This is a genomic window from Rhizobium sp. RU36D, from assembly GCF_900176345.1.
Taxonomy (GTDB): domain Bacteria; phylum Pseudomonadota; class Alphaproteobacteria; order Rhizobiales; family Rhizobiaceae; genus Allorhizobium.
Window position 1 is genome coordinate 1 of the sequence record NZ_FWXU01000044.1, and the last position, 22204, is coordinate 22204.

Annotated in this window: 23 protein-coding genes; 9 read left to right on the forward strand and 14 right to left on the reverse strand. The window is 61.7% G+C overall.

Annotated elements, in window-relative coordinates; genetic code table 11:
* The first annotated feature begins 362 nt into the window (after positions 1–362).
* Complete coding sequence (locus B9A97_RS28200) at positions 363–1412, forward strand: glycoside hydrolase family 25 protein (RefSeq protein ID WP_084369161.1); 1050 nt, start codon at positions 363–365, stop codon at positions 1410–1412.
* Between the two features lie 66 nt (positions 1413–1478).
* On the opposite strand, the gene B9A97_RS28205 is transcribed toward B9A97_RS28200, so the two are convergent.
* Complete coding sequence (locus tag B9A97_RS28205) at positions 1479–1922, reverse strand: Lrp/AsnC family transcriptional regulator (RefSeq protein WP_084369162.1); 444 nt, start codon at positions 1920–1922, stop codon at positions 1479–1481.
* A 135-nt stretch (positions 1923–2057) separates the two neighbouring features.
* Here B9A97_RS28205 and B9A97_RS28210 point away from each other — a divergent pair, with 135 nt between their 5' ends.
* Positions 2058–3107 carry an ornithine cyclodeaminase gene (locus B9A97_RS28210; RefSeq protein ID WP_084369163.1) on the forward strand — a complete coding sequence of 350 codons (1050 nt, stop codon included), beginning with the start codon at positions 2058–2060 and terminating at the stop codon, positions 3105–3107.
* 75 nt (positions 3108–3182) lie between these two features.
* On the opposite strand, the gene B9A97_RS28215 is transcribed toward B9A97_RS28210, so the two are convergent.
* From B9A97_RS28215 to B9A97_RS28225, 3 genes are all read right to left on the reverse strand, one after another.
* The gene (locus tag B9A97_RS28215) at positions 3183–6332 is read right to left on the reverse strand and encodes an efflux RND transporter permease subunit (protein WP_084369164.1); all 3150 of its coding nucleotides are present in this window, start codon (positions 6330–6332) and stop codon (positions 3183–3185) included.
* A gap of 31 nt (positions 6333–6363) precedes the next feature.
* Entirely contained in the window at positions 6364–7488 is a 1125-nt protein-coding gene (locus tag B9A97_RS28220) for an efflux RND transporter periplasmic adaptor subunit (protein WP_084369165.1), read from the reverse strand.
* A 77-nt stretch (positions 7489–7565) separates the two neighbouring features.
* Complete coding sequence (locus B9A97_RS28225; RefSeq protein ID WP_084369166.1) at positions 7566–8174, reverse strand: TetR family transcriptional regulator; 609 nt, start codon at positions 8172–8174, stop codon at positions 7566–7568.
* A gap of 152 nt (positions 8175–8326) precedes the next feature.
* Here B9A97_RS28225 and B9A97_RS28230 point away from each other — a divergent pair, with 152 nt between their 5' ends.
* Positions 8327–9340 (forward strand): ligase-associated DNA damage response exonuclease, encoded by a 1014-nt coding sequence (locus B9A97_RS28230; RefSeq protein WP_179145426.1) that lies wholly within the window; start codon positions 8327–8329, stop codon positions 9338–9340.
* Between the two features lie 3 nt (positions 9341–9343).
* A complete protein-coding gene (locus B9A97_RS28235) occupies positions 9344–10975 on the forward strand; it encodes a cisplatin damage response ATP-dependent DNA ligase (RefSeq protein WP_084369167.1) in 1632 nt (543 codons plus the stop codon).
* 11 nt (positions 10976–10986) lie between these two features.
* Here the strand turns inward: B9A97_RS28235 and B9A97_RS28240 are convergent, their stop codons facing one another.
* The gene (locus B9A97_RS28240; RefSeq protein WP_084369168.1) at positions 10987–11298 is read right to left on the reverse strand and encodes a plasmid stabilization protein; all 312 of its coding nucleotides are present in this window, start codon (positions 11296–11298) and stop codon (positions 10987–10989) included.
* Between the two features lie 197 nt (positions 11299–11495).
* Between B9A97_RS28240 and B9A97_RS29985 the strand changes: the two genes are divergently transcribed.
* A complete protein-coding gene (locus B9A97_RS29985) occupies positions 11496–11669 on the forward strand; it encodes a hypothetical protein (protein WP_179145427.1) in 174 nt (57 codons plus the stop codon).
* Between the two features lie 18 nt (positions 11670–11687).
* On the opposite strand, the gene B9A97_RS28245 is transcribed toward B9A97_RS29985, so the two are convergent.
* The 8 genes from B9A97_RS28245 to B9A97_RS28280 form a co-directional block, all read right to left on the reverse strand.
* The gene (locus tag B9A97_RS28245) at positions 11688–12374 is read right to left on the reverse strand and encodes a GntR family transcriptional regulator (protein WP_084369169.1); all 687 of its coding nucleotides are present in this window, start codon (positions 12372–12374) and stop codon (positions 11688–11690) included.
* A gap of 110 nt (positions 12375–12484) precedes the next feature.
* Positions 12485–13159: an amino acid ABC transporter permease gene (locus B9A97_RS28250; RefSeq protein WP_084369170.1), complete on the reverse strand. Its 675-nt coding sequence runs from the start codon at positions 13157–13159 to the stop codon at positions 12485–12487.
* Positions 13160–13290: 131 nt separating this feature from the next.
* Positions 13291–14088: an ABC transporter substrate-binding protein gene (locus tag B9A97_RS28255; RefSeq protein ID WP_084369171.1), complete on the reverse strand. Its 798-nt coding sequence runs from the start codon at positions 14086–14088 to the stop codon at positions 13291–13293.
* A gap of 229 nt (positions 14089–14317) precedes the next feature.
* Positions 14318–15577 carry an ABC transporter substrate-binding protein gene (locus B9A97_RS28260; protein ID WP_084369172.1) on the reverse strand — a complete coding sequence of 420 codons (1260 nt, stop codon included), beginning with the start codon at positions 15575–15577 and terminating at the stop codon, positions 14318–14320.
* A 121-nt stretch (positions 15578–15698) separates the two neighbouring features.
* Positions 15699–16754: an aldo/keto reductase gene (locus B9A97_RS28265; protein ID WP_084369173.1), complete on the reverse strand. Its 1056-nt coding sequence runs from the start codon at positions 16752–16754 to the stop codon at positions 15699–15701.
* A complete protein-coding gene (locus tag B9A97_RS28270) occupies positions 16751–17110 on the reverse strand; it encodes a TIGR04076 family protein (RefSeq protein WP_084369174.1) in 360 nt (119 codons plus the stop codon). The genes B9A97_RS28265 and B9A97_RS28270 overlap by 4 nt, the downstream gene beginning before the upstream one ends.
* 2 nt (positions 17111–17112) lie before the next feature.
* A complete protein-coding gene (locus tag B9A97_RS28275; RefSeq protein WP_084369175.1) occupies positions 17113–17601 on the reverse strand; it encodes a DUF3830 family protein in 489 nt (162 codons plus the stop codon).
* On the reverse strand, positions 17598–18347 hold the full coding sequence (locus tag B9A97_RS28280) for a GntR family transcriptional regulator (RefSeq protein ID WP_084369176.1): 750 nt from the start codon (positions 18345–18347) through the stop codon (positions 17598–17600). Before B9A97_RS28280 ends, B9A97_RS28275 begins: the two co-directional genes overlap by 4 nt.
* Before the next feature lie 109 nt (positions 18348–18456).
* Between B9A97_RS28280 and B9A97_RS28285 the strand changes: the two genes are divergently transcribed.
* Genes B9A97_RS28285 through B9A97_RS28300 form a run of 4 tightly spaced genes read left to right on the forward strand, consistent with a single transcriptional unit; the run spans position 18457 to position 21861 of the window.
* Entirely contained in the window at positions 18457–19251 is a 795-nt protein-coding gene (locus B9A97_RS28285; protein ID WP_084369181.1) for an ABC transporter ATP-binding protein, read from the forward strand.
* Positions 19248–19997 (forward strand): ABC transporter ATP-binding protein, encoded by a 750-nt coding sequence (locus B9A97_RS28290; RefSeq protein WP_084369177.1) that lies wholly within the window; start codon positions 19248–19250, stop codon positions 19995–19997. The genes B9A97_RS28285 and B9A97_RS28290 overlap by 4 nt, the downstream gene beginning before the upstream one ends.
* Positions 19994–20902 (forward strand): branched-chain amino acid ABC transporter permease, encoded by a 909-nt coding sequence (locus B9A97_RS28295; RefSeq protein WP_084369178.1) that lies wholly within the window; start codon positions 19994–19996, stop codon positions 20900–20902. The genes B9A97_RS28290 and B9A97_RS28295 overlap by 4 nt, the downstream gene beginning before the upstream one ends.
* On the forward strand, positions 20902–21861 hold the full coding sequence (locus tag B9A97_RS28300) for a branched-chain amino acid ABC transporter permease (protein WP_084369179.1): 960 nt from the start codon (positions 20902–20904) through the stop codon (positions 21859–21861). The genes B9A97_RS28295 and B9A97_RS28300 overlap by 1 nt, the downstream gene beginning before the upstream one ends.
* Positions 21862–22009: 148 nt before the next feature.
* Here B9A97_RS28300 and B9A97_RS30070 read toward each other — a convergent pair.
* The coding region (locus tag B9A97_RS30070; protein ID WP_210189738.1) for a hypothetical protein at positions 22010–22204 on the reverse strand (195 nt) is incomplete at its 5' end.

A 22204-nucleotide genomic window follows, 5' to 3' on the forward strand; every position in this document is an offset into this window, starting at 1 on the left:
TAATTGCGATACCAACAAAGCCCCTCCGTGGGGCTTGCTGCGTTTCTAAGCTTGGCATCACACCGTGACGGGGTTATATCTCCCAAACATCGGGCCACTGATCGCATAGCTCTCCAAACCGATGCGCCGCCGTGGAGACAAACTCTTCATGAAAAGGTCACGTCGTCGTGCGGACTTCGCTGAGTCCCAAACCTTGCGGGTTTGCCCACGCCTCTATCCACACGACACCAAAAACGTCCTGGTCCGAAACAGGGCGTAAAGATTGGATTCAGCTTTTTCCGGTAATCTTCCGTTAGCAATCCTGTCTGTGGCTTCCGGCGGTGATTTTCTTGCCGTCGGAGTTGTTTTGAGTATGTGTGTCCATGCGTTTAACGGCCGTACCCGTATTCATCCTTGCTTGTCTGGTTTTGGCAGGCTGTGCCTCCAGCTCCAGCTCCAGCCCCGAAGCTGCTCTTGATGTCGCGCCGTCAAAAGAGACGACGAGTGCCATAAGCCGGCCGAGCGGTCCGATCCCAGCGGCAAATGTTGGGTCGAACGAAACAATCGTCAAAACCCAGCGGATTCAAGCCACCGAAGCGCTGGCCTGGTCAGGTCAGGTCCCCCAGCCGGAAGCTTTCACCCCGGCGGTCCCGAGCAATCCCCAAGTCGCGCCATCGCCCCGGCCCGTGCAGATGGCATCGGCCGCTGCTGCCATGGCTCCTTCGCCGTCCGTACGGCAGCAGATTTATCGTCACCGCTTCAAGGATGCCAAACCGATCAATTTCGGTCGGATCACTCCGCAGCACTTTCCTGTGCACGGGGTCGATGTGTCCCGCTGGCAAGGCGAGATTGATTGGCCGAAGCTGAGGACCCAGGGCGCGAACTTTGCCTATATCAAGGCCACCGACGGCGGCGATCATCTCGATCCGATGTTCAAGACCAACTGGCGGCGCGCCAAGGAGGCCGGCATTCGTCGTGGCGCCTATCATTTCTTCTACTGGTGCCGCACGGCCGGCGAGCAGGCCGACTGGTTTATCCGCAATGTTCCGCGCGATCCGGAAGCGTTGCCGCCTGTGATTGACGTGGAATACAACGCGGAATCAAGCTGCAAGCGCCGTCTTTCGCCGGAAACGGTCCGCGAGAAGATGCAGGTCTTCATGGACAAGCTGGAGCGGCATTACGGCAAGCGCCCCGTGATCTACACGGCTCCGGACTTTTATGCAGATAACCTCCGCGGCGCCTTCCAGAACTATCCGTTCTGGCTGCGCTCCGTCGCGGCCCATCCGTCGGTCCGCTATCCCGGCCGCAAATGGTTGTTCTGGCAGTATTCCGGTTCGGGATTGTCCCATGGCGTCGATGAGAAGATCGACCTGAACGTCTTCTACGGTTCGGAGCGTGACTGGCACAAATGGATCGCAGGACATTCCAGCTGAGGCAGGCAAAGCTTGGCAGCACATGTCGTCGCGCAACAACCTCGTGTGCACGGCCGCCCGCCCTGCTCACGCGCTGCTTAACAAAAGGCTCGTTTCGCTGTTGGCCACGCCGTCGATCGCGCGTACGTCCCGCAAGACGCGATCGAAATCCGCCAGATTGGCGGCCCTGATATTGGCCACCAGGTCCCAGTTGCCATTGGTGGAATGCAGCGTCTGGATTTCCGGGATGCCGCGCAGCCGGCGGACGACCTGCGCGGTGGATTTTCCCACCACCTCGATCATCATGACCGCCTTGACGGTGTCAGCGTCATAATCCTCTCGCAGGCGCACGGTAAATCCAAGCACCGTGCCGGTGGAAAGAAGCCTGTCCAGCCTGGTCTGCGCCGTGCCGCGCGCGATTCCCAGCGCATCGGCAAGTTTCGACAGCGACGCCCTTCCGTCCACCCGCAAATGCGCGATGATCCGCCGGTCGAGATCATCAGGCGTGTATCGGCTTGTATCCTGGCTCATACGCATTCCTATTTGATCAGAGGCTCTGTGCATATTGCACAATGGCCAGTCAAAATCAGCACGCAAATGCCATTTCTATCAGCCGATCCCCTCGCTAGGCTCCAGTGATCCCGACCCGAGATCACGAGGTGCAATATGCTGGCAATTCTTCCCTCGCAAAAAGCCATGGTTCCCTTCGTCAGCGTCGAAAACATGATGCGCCTCGTGCATCACATCGGCATTGAGGTCATGCTGCGGGAATTGGCAGACGCCATCGAGCAGGATTTCCAACGCTGGGAGAGCTTCGACAAGAAGGCACGCGTTGCGAGCCACTCAGAGGATGGCGTGATCGAACTCATGCCGACATCCGACGGACAGGTCTATAGCTTCAAATATGTCAACGGACATCCCGGGAATACCCAATCCGGGCTGCAGACGGTCACCGCCTTTGGTCTGCTTGCGGATGTGGCGACCGGCTACCCGGTCCTGCTGACGGAAATGACCCTCCTGACAGCGCTGAGGACCGCAGCCACCTCGGCCATGGCAGCCCGCCACCTGGCGCCGAAGGATGCCCGCACAATGGCGGTAATCGGCAACGGTGCCCAGGCCGAGTTCCAGGCCCTGGCGATGAAGGCGGTCTGCGGGATCGACACGATCAGGCTCTATGACATTGATCCTGACGCGACGGAGAAGATGCGGCGTAATCTTCGGGGACGCGGCCTGCAGATCATCCCCTGCGCCTCCGCCGAGGAGGCCGTCGCCGGGTGTCAGATCATCACGACCTGCACCGCCGACAAGCAGTTTGCCACCATCCTCACCGACAACATGGTCGGCCCTGGCGTGCATATCAATGCCATCGGCGGGGATTGCCCGGGCAAGACTGAACTCCATCGTGACATTCTGTTGCGATCCGACGTCTTCGTCGAGTATCCGCCGCAGACACGTATTGAAGGCGAGATTCAGCAGATGGCTCCGGATTTTCCGGTGACGGAATTCTGGCGCGTCGTCACGGGCGACGCGGTGGGCCGCCGCGATGATCGACAGATCACGCTGTTCGACAGTGTGGGCTTTGCGATCGAGGATTTCTCCGCCCTGCGCTATGTGCGCGACCGGATCAAGGGAACCGATTTCTGCATCGAGCTGGACATGATCGCCGATCCGGACGAGCCGCGCGATCTCTTCGGCATGCTGCTGCGCGCCGGCTGACCAATCTATTCCGTGAGGTCATGAAGAAGCCGGACGCGGGGGGAGGTCGCGTCCGGCTTCTTACCGTCGCTTCCGCTATTCGGCGGCGAGCGGTGCGGTGGATTGCGGGCCGAAGCCTTCGTTTTCATTGGCCGGATGTCCGGCGTCCGGCTTTTTCGCCTTCGGCTCGCGGCCGAAGAACAGGGCATAGGCTGCGGGAAGCACCAGGATGGTCAGGACCGTCGCGACCAGGATGCCGCCCATCATCGCATAGGCCAGCGGTCCCCAGAACACCCCGCGGGAGATCGGGATCAGCGCCAGCACGGCCGTCATGGCGGTCAGCATGATCGGCCGGAAACGCCGCACAGCCGCACCGATGATGGCCTCTGCCCGCTCCATGCCCGCGGCGATATCCTGGTCAATCTGGTCGATCAGGATGATCGAGTTGCGGATGATGATGCCGAGCAGCGCGATGACGCCGAGAATGGCGACGAAGCCGAAGGGGGCGCCGCTGATCAACAGGGCGGCGGCCGCGCCGATGATGCCGAGCGGGCCGGTGGCCAGCACCAGCATCGCCTTGCCGAAATGCTGCAGCTGGATCATCAGCAGCACGACGATGACCACCAGCATGATGGGTGCCTTGGCTGCAATCGAGGCCTGGCTTTCAACACTGTCTTCAACGCCACCCTGGATCTCGACGCGGTAGCCGGGGGCCAGCGCATCGCGGATGCCCTGGGTTTCGCCATAGAGTTTCATGACCACGTCATTGGCCTGAACACCATCCGGCAGCGTTGCCCTGACCGTGATGGTCGGCAGGCGGTCACGACGCCATTCGATGCCCTGTTCCATGACGGGCACGATCTTCGCCACCTGGGACAGGGGCACGAAGCCTCCGAAATCCGTCGGGATATAGATCGAATTCACCGCGGAGAGGTCGTGTCGATCAACGCCAGGTTCCCGGGCGACGATGGAGATTGTTTCCTCGCCGTCGCGGAAATCGGCAAGCGGAGCGCCGCTCATGCCAGCCTGCAACATCTGGCGGATGCGCTGCGAGGTCACGCCGAGCGCGCGGGCACGCTCCTGGTCGACCATCAGCTTCATGACAGGCACCGGTTCCAGCCAGTCGTCATGCACGGCGGCAAGTTGCGGTTCGGCCAGGAACTTGGCCTTCACCTCGTCCGCAATGCGGCGAACCTCCTGCCGTTCCGGACCCGTCACCCGGATCTGTACCGGCCAGCCGGTCGGTGGCCCAAGGAACAGGCGGTCAACACGGCCGCGGACATCCGGGAAGTCCTCAGCAAGAATCTTGCGAAGCTTGACGATCAGCCGTTCACGCGAGGGTTCGTCATTCGCCATGATCAGAAGCTGGGCATAGTTCGGGTTGCGCAGCTGCTGGTCGAGCGGCAGGAAGAAGCGGGGCGCACCCTCGCCAACGAAGGTGGCGATGAAGCGCTTGTCCGGATCATCCATGATACGGGCTTCCAGGGCCTTGGCCTGGGTCTCGACTTCCGTGATGCTCGTACCCTCGGGCAGCCACAGATCGACCAGCACCTCAGGACGGGAGGATTGCGGGAAGAAGTTCTGCGGAATGAACTGGAATGCCCATAGGCTACCGGCAAAGGTGGCAAGCGTCATCGCGATGACGATGATCCGATGGCGGACCGCCCAGCCGACCGTCGCCCGCAGGCGCCGATAAAAGCCGGTATCGAACACATCATGGTGGTCGCCGCCAGCATGGGAGCGCTGCTTCAGGATCATGTAGCCGAGCCACGGGGTGAAATACACCGCCACGAACCAGGACACGACAAGCGCGATACCCACCACATAGAACAGCGAGCGTACATATTCGCCGGCGGTCGATTCGGCAAAGCCGACGGGAATGAAGCCGGCCGTGGTGATGAGCGTACCGGTCAGCATTGGGAAGGCGGTGGAGGAATAGGCGAAGCTTGCCGCCTCGATCTTGACCAGCCCTTCCTCGAGCTTCCGTTCCATCAATTCGACCACGATCATCGCGTCATCGACGAGCAATCCCAGCGCAATGATCAGTGCGCCCAGCGAGATTCGCTGCAATTCGATGCCGAGCTGGTACATGATGGCGAAGGTCGCGGCCAGCACCAAGGGGATGGTGATCGCGATCACGAGGCCGGAACGCCAGCCGATCGACAGGAACGAGACGACGAGCACGATGACAAGGGCTTCGCCCAGGGCCTTCATGAACTCGCCCACGGCCTCGCGCACCACATCGGGCTGGTTGGAGATCTGGTCGACGGAAACGCCATAGGGCAGGGACGAGGCGAAGTTCTTGTAGGTTTCTTCGACCGCGGTGCCGACATCCGTCACCTTGAAGCCGGGTGCCATGACCACGCCGATCTGAACGCTGTCCCGGCCATTGAACCGGAACTTGCGCTGATAGGGATCTTCCAGCCCGCTCGAGATGGTGGCGATGTCGCCTAGCCGGATGGTGCTGTTCCCGGCTTTCAGCGGCAGGTTCTTCAGGTCTTCCACCCGATCAAGGTCGCCTTCGACGGAGATGCGCACCGAGCGGGTGCCTGTTTCGACGCTGCCGGCCGGATCGACATTGTTCTGGCCGTCGATCGTGTTCTTGAGATCGTTGAGCGTCAGCCCACGCTCTGCGAGCGCCTTGGACGAGACGTCGATGAAGATCTTCTCCGGCTGGTCGCCGAGAATGACGGCCTTTTCGACCCCAGGCGTGGTCAACAGCATGTCGCGCGCCTGCAGGGCATAGGTCTTCAGTTCCGGATAGCTGTAGCCATCGCCGGTCAGCGCATGCAGCGTGATATAGGTGTCGCCGAATTCGTCGTTGAAATAGGGACCCAACAGACCCTCCGGCAGGGTCGATTCGATATCGCCGATCTTCTTGCGCACCTGATAGAAGGCATCGGCCACGTCCTGCGCATCGGTGTCGCCCTTGATCTGCAGGGTGATGATGGCGCTGCCGGGCCGGGAGTAGGACTTTACCCAGTCTAGATGCGGCGTCTCCTGCAGCTTGCGCTCGATCTTGTTGACCACCTGATCCTGCATCTCTTCGATGGAAGCGCCGGGCCATATTGCCTGGACCACCATGACCCGGAAGGTGAAATCGGGATCTTCCTTCTGGCCCATGCGCATCAGGCCGAGCACGCCGGTCACGATGATCAGGCCGAACAGGAAGCGGGCGATGCTGGGATGGCTTATCGCCCAACGCGACAGGTTGAAGGAGCCGCTGGTATCAGGGGACGCGGTCATGGCGTGTTCCGATCGTGAAAGAGACTGGATATCAGCGAATCTGAATGGATGAGGCGGTATCAGAGACCTGTGCCGACTGCTGGATTTCACTCGGCAGCTTCACTTTCAGGTCTTCCGTCATGAATTGCGTGCCTGCCACCACAACGATGTCACCCGGCTTCAGGCCGTCGGCAATCTTCACGCCATTGTCGCCGAATTCGGCCACGGTGACCGGCCGCGCATGCACGGTTTCGGCAGCCCGATCAACGGTCCAGACCAACGTCTTGTCTGCGGCATCGCGGGCGAGCGCGCTCAGGGGTACGGAGTAGCTCGACTGGCCGCTCTCTGCCGCCGCGATGACGCTGGCGGTCATGCCGAGCAGCACCCGCTCGTCCTGCGGCAGGGAGACGCGAACCGAGAATGTACGCGACGCGGAATCCGCACTGCCTGAGACCTCCCGAACGGTACCGGAAAGCTCCAATGCAATGTTCGACCAGAGGCTGACCTTGACCGGCAGGCCGGGCTTGAAGGCGAGGATATCGCTCTCGGGAACGGAGATGGAGACTTCCTTTTCGCCATCCACCGCAACAGTCACCACAGGGCTGCCAGCAGCGACAACCTGACCGGCATCCGCATTCACGGCGGTCACGATACCGTCCCGATCGGCCTTCAGCAGGCTGTACTCGACCTGATTTTGCGCCTGCGCCAGGGCTGCCCTCGCCGAGTCACGGCCTGCGATGGCCTGCCGGTAGACAAGCTCGGCCTGCTCCAGCTGCGCCTTCGGCACGACCTGGCGGGCAAACAGTTGCTCGGCGCGCTTCATCGCGAAATCGGCGGTCTCGACCTGCCGCTCAGCAGACATCAAGGACGCCTTGGCGCTCTCAAGCGAGAGCTTGTAATCGGTATCATCGAGGCGGGCCAACAGGTCGCCGGCCTTCACCCGATCGCCGATATTGACCTTGCGTTCCATGATCTTGCCGGCGACGCGGAAGCCCGCGGCAACATCGCTGCGAGCGCGGATGGAGCCGGAATAGCTCAGCGTACGGGTGGATGCGGCCTCGGCAATCTCGACCACCTTGACGGGACGAACCGGCGTCTCAACCACTTCAGCGGCCTCTGGCGCACAGCCGGACAGGGCGGCGACCATCAGCAGAGGGACTATGGCCTTCTTCAACATGGACGTGTCTTTCGGTTGCGAACCCAATGTTCGCGATGGAAACGGTCTTGTCCGGCGCGCCCCGCGCCAGCCAATGGTCAAGCCTTGAGCGCGCGGATGGCGAACTCGATCAAGGCATCGGGCGTGGCCCGGTTGCTCTTGTTGATGCATTGCGTGATGAGCTGCGGATGGCAGATGGACACGATTGACGCGCCAAAGCATTTGGCCGCCATATCAGGATCCGTGATGGTGAACTCGCCGGCGGCAATACCATCCGCGATCATCTGGGCAATCAGCGCGTTCAACCGATCGATATGCTTGTCGATCACATGCCACTCTTGCTCGATGGCGACGATGACCATTTCATGGACCTTCTGTTCGTCCATCATGGTCTCGACAGTGATCTGGAACTGCTGCTTGGCGTAGCGGCGCAGCCGTTCTTCGGCACTGACAGGAAGTGCCGCAATCTGCTGGGCCAATGCATAGCCGGCACTCAGCATTCGGTTTGCCAGTGCCTGGTGTATCTCCGACTTCGATCCGAAGAACCGGTAGATATTGGCCGTGGACATGCCGAGATCCTTGGCAATGTCGGCAACGGTGGTTTTCGCGTAGCCGTAGTGGCGAAACAGCCGCTCGGCGCTATCGAGAATACGCTCGATATTCTCCTGCCGCACGCTGTCCTGTTCCGCGTCGATATCGACGATCATTGGCTGACTTTCTGATCAGTGACGAAAAATGAATTTCGTCACTGATAAATCGACAGGCGTCAGGAGTCAATCCTCGCGATCGATCTGAAATGGACCGAAGCCCGTATAGAAGCATTGACGTCAACAAAGTCTTGTGACCGTTTGGACCTGCCATGATCAGACCCTCCGACCTGCTGCTTCCGACGCCGTCAGGCCTCTATTGTCCACGGGGCGATTTCTACATCGACCCGATCTCGCCGGTCGGTCGGGCTCTGATCACCCATGGCCATTCGGACCATGCGCGACCGGGGCATTCCAAGGTTCTGGCAACCCAGGAGACGCTTGACATCATGGGCATCCGCTACGGCGAGGATTTTGCTGGCGAGCGCCAGAGTGCCCGGCTCGGCGAACCTCTGGTCATCAATGGCGTGAAAGTGACCTTCAAGCCCGCCGGCCATGTCCTGGGCTCCGCGCAGATCGCCGTGGAACATCAGGGTACGCGGATCGTGGTGTCAGGCGACTACAAGCGTCGGGCCGATCCGACCTGCCTTGGCTTCGAAGTCATGGAATGCGACGTGTTCGTCACCGAAGCGACCTTCGGGCTGCCTGTGTTCCATCATCCCACCGACGAAGCCGAGATCGGCAGGCTCCTGCATTCTCTCCGACAATTTCCCGAGCGCACTCATCTAATCGGCGCCTATGCGTTGGGAAAGGCGCAACGCGTGATCGCGCTGCTGCGCGCCCACGGTTATTCTGAGCCAATCTATATCCATGGCGCCCTGCAACGCCTCTGCGACTATTACGACAGCCAGGGCATCGAGCTCGGACCGCTCCTGCCTGCTACCCTTGAGTCTGGCAACCGGCGTGATTTTGCCGGTGCCGTCGTTGTCGGTCCGCCCTCGGCCTTCGCCGACCGCTGGGCAAGGCGGTTTGCCGATCCGATCGCCTGTTTTGCCTCCGGCTGGATGCAGATCCGCCAGCGTGCGCGGCAGCGCGGGGTGGAACTGCCGCTCATCTTGTCCGATCACTCCGACTGGAACGAGTTGATCCGCACCATTGCCGAGACCTCTGCCGGGGAAGTCTGGGTGACGCATGGCCGGGAGGAGGCGCTGGTTCGCTGGTGCGAATTGAACGGCATCAAGGCTCGACCGCTGCGGCTCGTCGGCTATGAAGACGAGAACGAGTAGCCGATGCGTGTCTTTGCCGAACTCATCGACCGCCTGGTGCTCACCCCGTCCCGCAACGGCAAGCTGACGCTTTTGCGCGACTACTTTTCTTCAAGCCCCGATCCCGACCGTGGCTACGCCCTGGCAGCCCTCACCGGAACGCTTGATGTTCCAGCCCTCAAACCGGCCATGATCAAGACGCTCGCCATGGAACGGCTGGACCCGGTGCTGTTCGGCTATTCCTATGATTATGTCGGCGATCTCGCCGAGACGGTATCGCTGGTCTGGCCCGAGCCTGCGCGACGAGAGGCGAACACGACGGATCTCCCCTTGTCCACCGTTGTCGAGACGCTGCTTGCCACCTCTCGTGTGAGCGCGCCGGAAAAATTTGTCGCCTTCATGGATCGCCTGGAAACCTCAGGCCGCTATGCGCTGATCAAGTTGATGACGGGTGGTCTTCGCATCGGCGTATCGTCACGGCTGACCAAGCAGGCGCTCGCGGATATGGGCGGTGTCGATGTCACCGAGATCGAAGAGCTCTGGCACGGGCTAAAGCCGCCTTATGCCGACCTCTTTGCCTGGCTCGAGGGGCGCGACGCGAAGCCGGAACAGGCCGCGCTCGCGCTCTATCGCCCCGTCATGCTGGCCCATGCGCTTGAGGACCAGGATATCGAGAAGATATCGCCTGAGGACTACCGCGCCGAATGGAAGTGGGATGGCATCCGGGTGCAGGTTAGTTCCGAGGGTGGAAAGCAAAAGCTCTATGCGCGCAGCGGCGACGAAATATCAGGCGCCTTCCCCGACCTGCTCGACGCCATCAATTTTGAAGCGGTGCTGGATGGGGAACTGCTGGTCGGCGTGCCCGGACAGCATGTCGGCACGTTCTCCGATCTGCAGCAGCGGCTGAACCGCAAGTCGGTGCCGGACAAGATGCTGAAGACCTATCCGGTCTTCGTCAGAACCTACGACATCCTGATGCGCGACGGCCGTAATCTTCGCGACCTGCCGCTCGATACACGCCGGGTGGAGCTGGAAGATTTTGTCCAGCATCTCGATCCCCAACGTTTCGATCTGTCTCCCAGGTTGGACTACCAGGATTTCAAGGAACTGGACGCGATGCGCCGCAATCCACCGCATCCCGTTATCGAGGGCGTGATGCTGAAGCACCGGGAGTCCACCTATGTGCCGGGGCGCCCGAAAGGTCCGTGGTTCAAGTGGAAGCGGGACCCCCATACCGTCGATGCCGTGCTGATGTATGCCCAGCGCGGACACGGCAAGCGCTCCAGCCTCTATTCCGACTACACCTTTGGTGTGTGGGACGAGGTGGATGGTGCCGCGCAGCTCGTGCCCGTGGGCAAGGCCTATTTCGGCTTCACGGACGAAGAGTTGCGGCAGATCGACAAATATGTGCGCGACAACACGGTCGATCGCTTCGGTCCCGTCCGCGCCGTTCGCGCCAATAGGGAAGCAGGTCTGGTGCTGGAGATCGCCTTTGAGGGCCTCAATCGCTCCACGCGCCACAAGTCCGGCGTGGCCATGCGGTTCCCGCGCATCTCCCGCCTGCGGTGGGACAAGCCGGCGTCCGAGGCCGATACGCTGGAGACACTGCGGAAAATGCTGGAGCTGGATGGAAAAACCGAGGTGGTCACCGCCTGATGGCAGTGACCTCAATGGGTATGTGCCTCATTGCGTTTTCTGGTCGCAGCCGCCTTTTTCGCCGAGGCGGAGCGCTCTTTTGCCGGTCGGGACGCGGAAGCGGCCCCGCCTTTTTTACCGCCCTTTTTGGCCGAATCATGGGTGTCAGCAACGCCGCGCCCTGACCCGGATTTGTTGCCGCCACCACTGTCCTTGTTCACGGTCGCCCAGGCCCGACGCTCGGCCTCATCCTCTGCAACGCCGCGGGCTTCATAGCCGTCGGCAATGTGGTCGGCCTTGCGTTTCTGTTTGTCGGTATAGGCAGATTTGTCGCCGCGCGGCATGGGTCTCTCCCGCTTCGTTAACCACGATGCAAAATCAATTCACCGCTTGACTGAAGGTTCCTGCCGTCTTCCGGAGCGGAACCATTTTCTTGCCTGAATGTTGGTATTGAAAGCCCGCGAACCAGCGGGGACCTGAAACATCCGCTCGCAATTACAGAAAGGACCGGCGTGACGAAGCGCCGGCGAATGACGAGACAATGACAGACAAGATGTATTTTTACGATGCCGCCGGCGACCTGATTATCGATGCCGAGCGCCAGGTTTCTCGATCCTCCGACATCAAGCCAGGCAAGTCCGCTGACGAAAATGCAGACGTCGGGCAAACCCGACAGGCTAAGGTACCGGAACAGCCGGAAGCACGCGCGGCCTAAGCGCCGCTTGAGACACGTTTAATCACTGCACATCGCCTGAAGCAGCGCCTGCGTCGCCTGGATATCCAGGACCATTTGCCGGGCTGCTTCGGCGCTATCACCCCGGCGAAACGCGTCGATGATTTCGTAGTGATGGGTTGAGTAGGGGTGTATGACCCCATCCTGCACCTGCTGCTTCACCAGGTCAGATAACATCCGCATATAGGGGCCGAACCGCAGCCAGAGCGTCTCGATCATCTGCGGCAGGACTTCCGAGCCTGACCGTTCATAGATGGCGAAGTGGAACTCCTGGTTCTTCCGCAGCATGTCATAGACCTTTCCGTCACGGCCAAGCTGTTCGTGCTCACGGGCGATGGCCATGCAGAACTCGATGTCGGATGCTGTCATATTGCGCGTGGCGAGTTCGGTCGCAAGACCTTCGAGCGCCATGCGCACGCGACAGAGATCGTCCAGGCGGGCGCGAGACACGGCCGGCACACGCGCAGATCCGTTGCGGGCAATCTCCAGCCCGTTTTCCGCCGCCAGCCGCCGCAGCGCCTCGCGCACCGGCATGTGGCTGGTGCCGAACTCCGCGGCGAGGGAAGCAATGGTCGTGACCTGCGAAGGCTCGAACCGTCCCCACATCAAGGCGTGGCGCAGTTGCTCATAGACGCTGTCTTGAACCGTTGTTCGCGACAATACCTTCGACAGTCCGATTTCGTTCATGCATCGTCTCCAAGCCGGCCAAACGCGCCGCATAATGCGCGCGCCTCACGCCGGCCTTCACGCAGTTTCCCTATGCCCATCCACCGAAGTCAAGCACGAGGTCCAGAACCTCAGCGCTCCTTCTCCGCCTTGAAGCGTTTTTCCAGCAAGCTGACAAGTCTCACCATCGGCAGCAGGATGATCAGGTAGACAATCGCCGCACCGATCAAGGGCGTGGGATTGGCATGCAGCGCCTGCGAATCGGTCGCTTCCTTCAGGAGTTCGGGCAGCGCCACGGTCGAGGCGAGCGCCGTATCCTTGAACATCGACACGCAATTGCTGGTCGTCGGCGGAATGACGATGCGCATCGCCTGGGGCAGGATCACCTTGTGCAGCGTGACGAGGAAGGGAATACCCAGTGCGGCCGCCGCCTCGAACTGGCCGCGCGGCACGCTCTCCACGCCGGAGCGGAACACCTCCGCGGCATAGGCTGACATGACCAGCGAGAAGGCGAGCACGGCCGATGTCCAGGCCGAGAAGCGGATGCCGACAAAGGGGAGCGCGTAATAGATCAGGATCAGCACCACCAGCACGGGCGTGGCGCGGAAGACATCGATATAGGCGATGGTGAGATAGCGCGCCGGCTTCGGCGCATAGAGCCTGACCAGGCTCAGAAACAGGCCGGCGGCGACACCGAAGACGATGCTGAGAGCGCCAAGCAACAGCGTGTTCATGAGGCCGCGCATCAGCGCCGGCAGGCTGAGCATCAGGACATCGAGATTGAAGAAGGTTTCAGTAAGCGACATGGCAGGGCCTGTTGAATGCACGGGCGATCTCGCGCCGGACGCATAGGCTGGTAAAATGCTCGGACCGCGAAGGCCCGAGCATGACGCAAAACGCACGCAAAGCGTATCCCGAATTTACGGGCTGCCGAGGATCAGGCCTTCGGGATTGGCATTTCCTTGACGGTGGACGAATCAGCCGGCGCGTCGGATCCGAACCACTTCTTGTGGATCGCGGCCATGGTGCCGTCCTTCTTCATCTCGGTCAGGGCGGTGTTGAGCTTTTCCAGCAACGGATGATCCTTGCCCATCATCAGGCCATATTGCTCGCCGGTCTTGATGCGCTCGCGCACAGCAAAGCCCTTCATCTTGACGAACAGATATTCCATGCCGGGAATATCGGTGACCACGGCATCCACACGACCAGCGCCGAGGTCCAGGAAGCTGTTCTGCTGGGTGTCATAGCCCTTCACTTCGGCAAAACCCATGGCCTGCTGGTTCTCTTTCGCCCATTTCTCACCGGTCGAGCCGGAGAGAACGCCGACGATTTTGCCCTTGAGGTCCGCCATGGTCTTGATCGGGCTGTCCTCCTTGGCGGCCATGCCCATGTCTGAATCATAATAGGGCTGGGTGAAGGATTGCGAGGCAAGCCGCTCCTTGGTGATCGTGATCGACGAGATCGCCACGTCGATGCGTTTGGAACTGGTGGCCGCAAAAAGTGCCTGGAAGCCGTAATCGGCAACCTCCACCGTCATGCCGGCGCGCTTGGCGGCTTCTGTGACGATATCGACTTCGAAACCTTCGAAGGTGCCGGCCTGGTTCTTGAATTCGAACGGCGGGTTGCTCGGATAGGCGCCGACCATGAGCGTATCGGCGGCCAAGGTGCCGGATGCGCCGACGGCAAGCGCGGTGGCCGCAGTCAGGGCGAGCATAAGTCGACGGGTCATATTCATGTTTGTTCTCCCTCTTGTTCCATCTGCGGGACCGGGCAGCGATGCCTCCAAGGCACGGTGCGGGCGCGCGTCGGGTTCTCCCGATTTGATCATTTGGTCATAAGACGTTTGAGGGTTCAACAAAAATTGTTGTCCGCTTGAAACGTCAGTATGTCCTTCCGTTGGGAAGAAGAAAAGAGGCGCGGGTTGCCCCACGCCTCGAGCAATATTCGCAGCGTTCTGGATCGGATTACTGGATCTGCGCCTGCAGCTTGCCGACATCCTCGGTGGTCATCTGACCCTCGGTTTCGACCTTTCCGTCCTTGATGCCCCAGAGGCGGAACGGGCCGGTGATGTCGCCATATTTGTCGAAGGATACCGCGCCGATGACGCCCTGGTAGCGGATCGGCTTGCCTTCCTTGATCAGGCCGAGCGCCTTCTGGAACTCGTCCTTGCCGGCAAAGATCGGCTCACCGGTCGGATCCACCACCTTGTAGATGGCGTCCTTGATCGCGGCCGGATCTTCAGAACCGGCAATCGCCACGGCAAGGCCGACAATCGCGCCGGCGTCGTAGGAGCGGTCCGCTGCCGGATTGGAGGGTGCGATGCCAGAAAAGGCCTCGTAATTCGCGTTGAAATACTCGGTCGACTTGGTCGGGCTGGTGCCCGACGAGGTGCCATAGGCCTCTTTCAGGTATTCCGCGCCCACAGAATCGATGAAGTCGGGGCTGTTCATGCCGTCGTTCAGCAGGAACTTCTGTACCCCGCCCTGGGAGATCCAACTGCGGGCGATGGTGGCGCCGTCCACCGGATAGCTGACCAGATAGAGGCCATCGGGCTCTCCGGCCATGCCGGCCGTCACTTCCGACTGGTAGCTGGACTGCTTCTCGTTATAGGGCGTGACCGAAGCGATCTCGCCCCCCAAGGCCTTATAGGCGCGGGAGAATTCGGCCACCATGTTCACGCCGAAGTCGTTGTTGACATGGATGATCGCGAGCTTCTTGAAGCCCTTGTCGATGGCATATTTCGCCGCCGCCACGCCCTGCAGCGCGTCGGACGTGATGGTTCGGAAGAAGATGCCGTTGGTCTTGCCTTCACGGCCGAGCTTGGTCAGCGTCGGCGAAGACGAGGCCGGCGAAACCTGCACGATCTTGGCCGGACCTGTGACCGAGGTCAGGATCGGGATCGAAACCGAGGAGATGATGCCACCGATCACGGCCGGCACCTTCTTTACCTGCACGAGCTGGGTGGCCGCGTCGACGGCGACATTGCCCTGGCTCTGGCTGTCGCGGGTGTCGGTCACGAGGTCGCAGCCCCGTACGCCGCCGGCTTCATTGATGTCGCGGAAAGCCATTTCAACCGACTTGGCACCGGCCTGCCCATAGGCTCCGGCAGGCCCTGTCAGTTCCATCACGAGACCGATGGTGATCTTGCAATCGGCCGCATTGGCGGCACCGGCCGCCAGCAGCAGACCGAGTGCGGTAGAGAGTTGCAGAAGCGTCTTTTTCATCCTTGTTCCCCTTCTATGGTTCTGGACGTTGAAAGCATTGCGCCTGTCTTTCGTTTCCATGCTGCAACCAGGTATTGCAGCCGGTTTTCCAGCGCGACGTCGCGCCGATGCGGGAGCCGGATCAGGTCCGGCCGTCATTCAGGTTATAGTGCATGATGGAGCCGTGCCGGCCCGTGCGGTCCCGCTCCAGCGTGTAGACATCGCCCAGGGGTCCCGTGCTCCTGGAAATCACGTCGTCGATTGCCGCCATGTCCGTATCGGAGAGATCAATTTCCATGATGCGGGCATTGGCCAGCGCATGGGCCTGGTTGCGCGCGCCGACAATCACCGCGGCCACCTGCGGCTGGCGCAGCACCCAGGCGCTGGCAATGGTGGCGATATCGGCCTCGTGGCGGTCGGCGACACTTCGAAGTGCGCGCAAGAGTTCCTGATAGAGATCCCAGCCGCCAAAATCGTCGATGATCAGCTTGTATTTAACGAGCGAGCGGTTCTCAAGCGGCATGTCCGGTTCCGGCTGGCCGAGCCAGCGGTCGCTGAGGAAGCCACCTGCCACCGATCCATAGCAGAGCAGCGAGAAGTTCTTTTCCGCTGCCAGCTCGGCCAAGCCATGGCTAGGCCGCTGGTCCAGAACGGAATACTGAAGCTGCTGGCTGGCCAGGGAAATCCCGCTGGCGATGATCTCTGTCAGCTTGGGAACGTCGAAGTTGGTGGTGCCGAGATTGCGCACCTTGCCTTCATCCTGCATCTCCTTCAGCCAGTGCATGGCATCGACATAGCCGGGGAAGGCATAGTCCCACCAATGGAACTGCACGAGATCAAGCCGCTCGGTCTTTAGCCGGCGAAGGGATTGCTCGACGATGCTCCTGATGTAGTCGCGATTGATGGTCGCGAGCTTGTCGAGATCAGGCACCAGCTTGGTATGAACCTTCACCTGCGCCCCGACCTCCGAGCCGCGTTCGCGTGCCAGCGTCATCCGCGCTTCGCCGATCAGTTCTTCCACGCCCGTATAGATGTCGGCGCAGTCATAGGTGGAAATGCCGGCGTCGAAGGCGGCCAGCAGATCCCGCACGGCTTGGCCGCGATCGATTGCGCCATGGCCGCCAGCCAGTTGCCAGCCGCCGCGGATCACCCGGGAAATCCGGTAGCCCGGTGAAAGTTCGAAAGTGCCGGCGGTCATGTTGCGTCATTCTCCTGGGGAAGTGGTACGGCTGTCGTCTCGGCGTGGCTGAAGCGTCGTTTGCCTGTCCTGACGATCCGGAGCCGACTGGCACAATTGGGGTCGGGACAGGCGATCTCCGCATCCGAGGTCATCCAGTCATTACGGTGGGTCTCGCGCTGCTTGGCCGCGAGCAGCGGCAGAACGGCGGCAATCGAATAGATCGAAAAGCCCTGGCCCGCGGGCATCGACAGCATCTCGCCGCGAAGCTCGAAATGATCGCCCGGCTTGGCACCGCAATAGATCGGCTTGCCCTGGGGGATCACCGCCTCGACCCTGAGGTCGTAGAGTTCGAAACTGTCGTCCGTGCCGCTCATTGTCAGCCCTCGCCGCGCGAGAAGGTCACGTCGCAGGCGCCGTTGCGGCGGATGCGGTTGCAGGCTTCGGCCAGATGGGCGCGATCAGCATCGGCAACCTGCGCCACCACCGATCCGGCAAGCCAGCCGATGGGGAACAGCATGCGGGCGCCCGGACCGTAGAACAGGCCGATATCGAATATCGCATCGGGATTGCCGCCCCACATGCGCGGCGGCACATAGGCCAGCACGATATCGCCCGGTTGCGGCGTCAGCGTCGCATTTTCCGGTGGTAGAGGCTTTGCATAGGCGGCGCCCGCCAACTGCTCCGATGGAATGGGGCAGGAGATTTCCGGCCCGGTCCACATGGCATGAATGCCGGGCACGACGCGCGGCGTCGCCAGATACTCCCAGAAGAAGGCCGCGTTTTCGGGTGCCTTGTTGAACAGCAGCGGCGCGCTCACCGAGAGCCCGGATTTCTCCTCGCGAACTAGAATGGTCTTTGTCGTCATGGCTGGTCCTCGGACTGGGGTTCGGCGAGAAGCTTGTCCCGCAGGAAGGCGAAGGGGCGGCTGATATCCGCGATCAGGGCCTCGCGGGCGCGGTCCGGGTTGCGGCTTTCCAGGGCGGCGACCATTTCGCGGTGATAGTGGGCGACATCCGCACCACCATCCCGCGCCACGGCTTCGGAAAAGGCATAGGCCGCATAGCGCGTGCAGGGGCCGGATTGCAGCCAAAGGCTCTCGATCATCGGGATCAGCACCGACGAGCCGCTGCAGCGATAGATCTGGAAGTGGAATTTCTGGTTCAGCATCGATTCGCGGTCGAAATCGCCGCGCTGGCTGAGCGCCCTGAAATCGTCCCAGTCCGTCAGCATGTCGCGCGCCTGGGTGATGTCCCGCTGCGTCATGCGGGTCGTGGCCAGCGCGATTGCCTCTCCCTCCACCAGGATGCGGCTGCGCAAGAGGTCATCCAGCCGCTCCAGCGTCACGAGCGGCACACGCACCGAACGGTTGGGCATGGCCTCGACGGCCTTTTCGGTAATCAAGCGGCCCAGCGCCTCGCGCACCGGCATGGTGCTTGTCATCATCGCGTCGGCCAGGCCCCTGATGGTCAGGACTTGTGCGGGTTCGAACAGGCCGCAGATCAGGGCGCGGCGAAGCTCGGCATAGACGCGGTCCTGCACGGTCTCCCGCTCGATGGGAGACAATTGGGGTCCGCTGGAATCGACAATCCTCCGCTCCGCATTCTTTTGCATTGCCGTCCCTCTTTCCCCTTGCGCGATGATTTAAACCTAAATAATTTGATCAATGCAAGTGTGATCACAGATCAAGAAGAAAAAACGGTCGCACGCTCAGGGGAACATGATGACACCGAATTCAAGCCCGTCGGGCTCTGCGTCGCCTGTGTTGGAGGTGCGCAATATCGTGAAGCGCTATGGCGGCCTGTCGGCCGTCGATAACGTCTCCTTCAGCCTGCGCCAGGGGGAAATCCTCGGGCTGATCGGCCCGAACGGCGCGGGCAAGACGACGATGTTCGATCTGGTCGCCGGCAGCGCCCAGCCCACGGCGGGCCAGATCATGCTGGGCGGCCGCGATGTCTCTGCCGAACCCGCCCATGCGCGGATCACAAACGGTCTCGGCCGGACCTTCCAGATTCCAAAGCCGTTCCCGGAACTCAGCCTTCTCGACAACGTGCTGCTGGCGCGGCAAGGCCAGGCCGGCGAGAGCCTGTTTGCCAATTTTCTGAGGCCCGGCCAGGTCGCCGCGCAGGAGCGCGCCGCGCGCGAGAAGGCCAAGGAGCTTCTCGATTTCGTGCTTCTGTCGCGCCTGACCCACGAGCCGGCGCGCGTGCTATCCGGCGGTCAGCGCAAGCTGCTGGAACTCGCCCGCGTGTTGATGGCCGATCCCGCTATCATCCTGCTCGACGAGCCGGCCGCGGGCGTCAACGCCTCGCTGCTGGAAGTCATCATCGAGCGCATCAAGGAGATCAACGCCCGCGGCATCACCTTCCTGCTGATCGAGCACAATATCGACATGGTCAGCCGCCTCTGCCACCGCGTTCTCGTCATGGCCTCGGGCCAGTTGCTCTGTGAGGGCACGCCGGATGAGGTCGCACGGGATCCCAGGGTCATCGAAGCCTATCTGGGAGGTGCGGCATGAGCGCTCCCGTTCTCAAGGTCGACAAGCTTGTAGCCGGCTATGAGCCTGGCGTGCCGATCGTGCGCGGTGCCTCGATCCGGGTGGATCAGGGCGAAATCGTCGTGGTCCTCGGCCCCAACGGGGCGGGCAAGTCGAGTTTCATCAAGGCAATAGCAGGCTTGGTGCCGGTCAGTTCCGGTTCCGTGCAACTGGCCGGAGAAGACATCACCGCCCTTCCTGCCCATATGATGGTGCGGCGCGGCCTTGCCTTCGTGCCCCAGACAGAAAACATCTTCCCGCTGATGAGCATCGAAGACAATCTGAAGGTGGCGGGCGGCATCCTGAAGCCGCGCGAGGTGCCGCAGCGCATTGCCGAGATGTACGCGATCTTTCCCGATCTCGCCGAGCGCCGTCGTGTCGCCGCCGGCAATCTCTCCGGTGGCCAGCGCCAGATGCTTGCCGTTGCCCGCGCACTGATCGTGCGGCCCAAGCTTCTTGTCCTGGACGAGCCGTCGGCGGGTCTCTCGCCGAAGTTCGTGTCGATGGTGTTCGAGATGCTGACCCGTGTCGGCAAGACCGGGGTCACCATTCTCCTCGTCGAGCAGAATGCCAAGGCAGCACTCGCCATCGGCGATCGCGCCTATGTGCTGGTCGAGGGCCAGGATCGGCACGAGGGTATCGCGTCGGAACTGTGGAATGACCCTGTCGTGGCAGAGCTTTATCTCGGCCAGCGACACAAGGCTCCGGCCGAAGGAGGCCATCCATGAACCTGCAATTCATTGTCGATGGGCTTCTCACGGGGTCGATGATCGGGCTTGGCGCTATCGGCGTCACGCTCACCTATTCCATCCTGCGCTTTTCCAATTTCGCCCATGGCGACTTCATGGGCTGGGGCACCTATGCGACCCTGCTGGCCGTCGGCGCGATTGCCGCCCTGTTCGGCAAGGTGGCGCCGATTGCGCCGCTGTCCTTCGGCTGGCCGCTGATCGTGGCGCTTGTCTGCGGCATGGCCTTCACCGGGGCGATGGCGCTGGCGCTCGACAAGGTCCTGTTTTCGCGGCTGCGGTCCAAGGGGCAGATGATCATCGTCGTCATGGCGAGCTTCGGCGCTTCCATGGCGCTACGCAGCCTGCTCGAATTCATCTTCACCTCCCGCCCGGTCTATTTCTCCAAGGCGATCCAGATCGCCATGCCCATTGGTTTCGGCATTCGCATCACGCCCGACCAGATCGCCCTGCTGCTGCTGACGGTGCTCCTGGTAACGGCGGTGCATCTGATGATGACACGCACCCAGGCCGGTCGCTCCATGCGTGCCGTCAGCCAGAATCCGGCCTTGGCGCGGGTGGTCGGCATCGACGTCTCCAGCGTTGTGCGCATCACCTGGCTGACCGGCGGCGCGCTCGCCTGCGTGGCCGGCGTGATGATCGGCATCCTCGTGCAGATCCGCCCGCTGATGGGCTTCGACATGCTGCTGCCCATGTTTGCTGCCGCCATCCTCGGCGGGATCGGCAGCGTGCCCGGTGCAGTGCTGGGCGGCCTGATCATCGGACTGAGCGAAGCGGCTGCCGTGCAACTCGTGGGAGCGGAATGGCGGGCGGCCATATCGTTCGTGCTGCTGATGGCGGTTCTCTTCGTCCGCCCGATCGGCCTATTCGGAGTGAAGGAACGCTAATGGATCTCCTCGGTTACGTTGCCTTTTTCGCCACCACGGCGCTCACCTTCTCGCTGATCACGCTCGGGCTGAACCTGCAATGGGGCCTCACTGGCCTGTTCAATGTCGGTCTCGCCGGCTTCGTCGCGATCGGCGCCTATACCTCGGCGATCCTCACATCGCCTGACGATGCCGCCCGGATCGGCGGCTTTGATCTGCCGATCATTGTCGGCTGGCTCGCCGCCATGGCCTTCGCCGCCGCCGCCGCCGCGATTGTCGGTTTCGCCACGCTCCGGCTGAAATCCGATTACCTTGCAATTACCACCTTCGGCGTGGCCGTGGTCGTGCAACTGGTGGCGCTGAACGTGCAGGGCCTGACTGGCGGCCCCTTCGGCATCGGCTTCATTCCCCGCCCCTTCGGCGATCTCGCCGAAACGCCTGTCCTTTTCAATCTCGCCAATCTCGCCGTGGTCGCCGTCGTCACGCTTCTCGCCTATCTCGCGCTGGAGCATCTGGCGAAAAGCCCATGGGGGCGCGTGCTGAAGGCGCTCAGGGAAGATGAGGCGGCAGCGGTATCGCTGGGCAAGAGTGCGCGCTTCTACCGTGTCCAGGCCTTTGCACTGGGTGGTGCGGTCATGGGGCTGGCGGGCGCCGTGCAGGCCCATTTCATCGGCTTCATCGCGCCGGACAACTATCTGCCGACGCTGACCTTCCAGGTCTGGACCATGCTGATCGTCGGCGGCTCCGGCTCCAACAAGGGCGCCATCCTCGGCAGCCTGATCGTCTGGGCCATCTGGGTCGGCTCCGGCGCCGTCACCTCGGCCTTCGTCCCCGCCGACCAACAGGCCCGCGCCGCCTCACTGCAGATCGTCGCCATCGGCGTCATGCTCTGCGTCATCCTCCTGGTGCGGCCGAATGGGATTTTTGGTGCGGCGATCAAGCGGAAGGTGAAGGCGGAGGCAGGCAAGGTCGAGGCGTGATGCCTTTGGAATAGCTCCGGCTGCTGGCTCTTCCATCCGATAAGGCCCTCTCTGGCCTGCCGGCCATCTCCCCCACAAGGGGGGAGAAGACTTGTGGTCGCCGCTCGCTCCTACAACTGCGGACTTTGCCGGCTCGGGTCCGGCCCCTTCACGCAAGGGTTCGGCAGGGAAACTCCACACATTCGAACATGGAGAGCAGGCTAAGCCAGCGGTAGCTTCTGACAGAACCGAGCGGTATCCGCGAACCTTCTCCCCCCTTGAGGGACTGTTGCAAAATTCGGCTGATGTGATTCAGTTGGTTTGCAGCGATTTGAGGGGATTTGATGTCTGTTCGACGGGATGG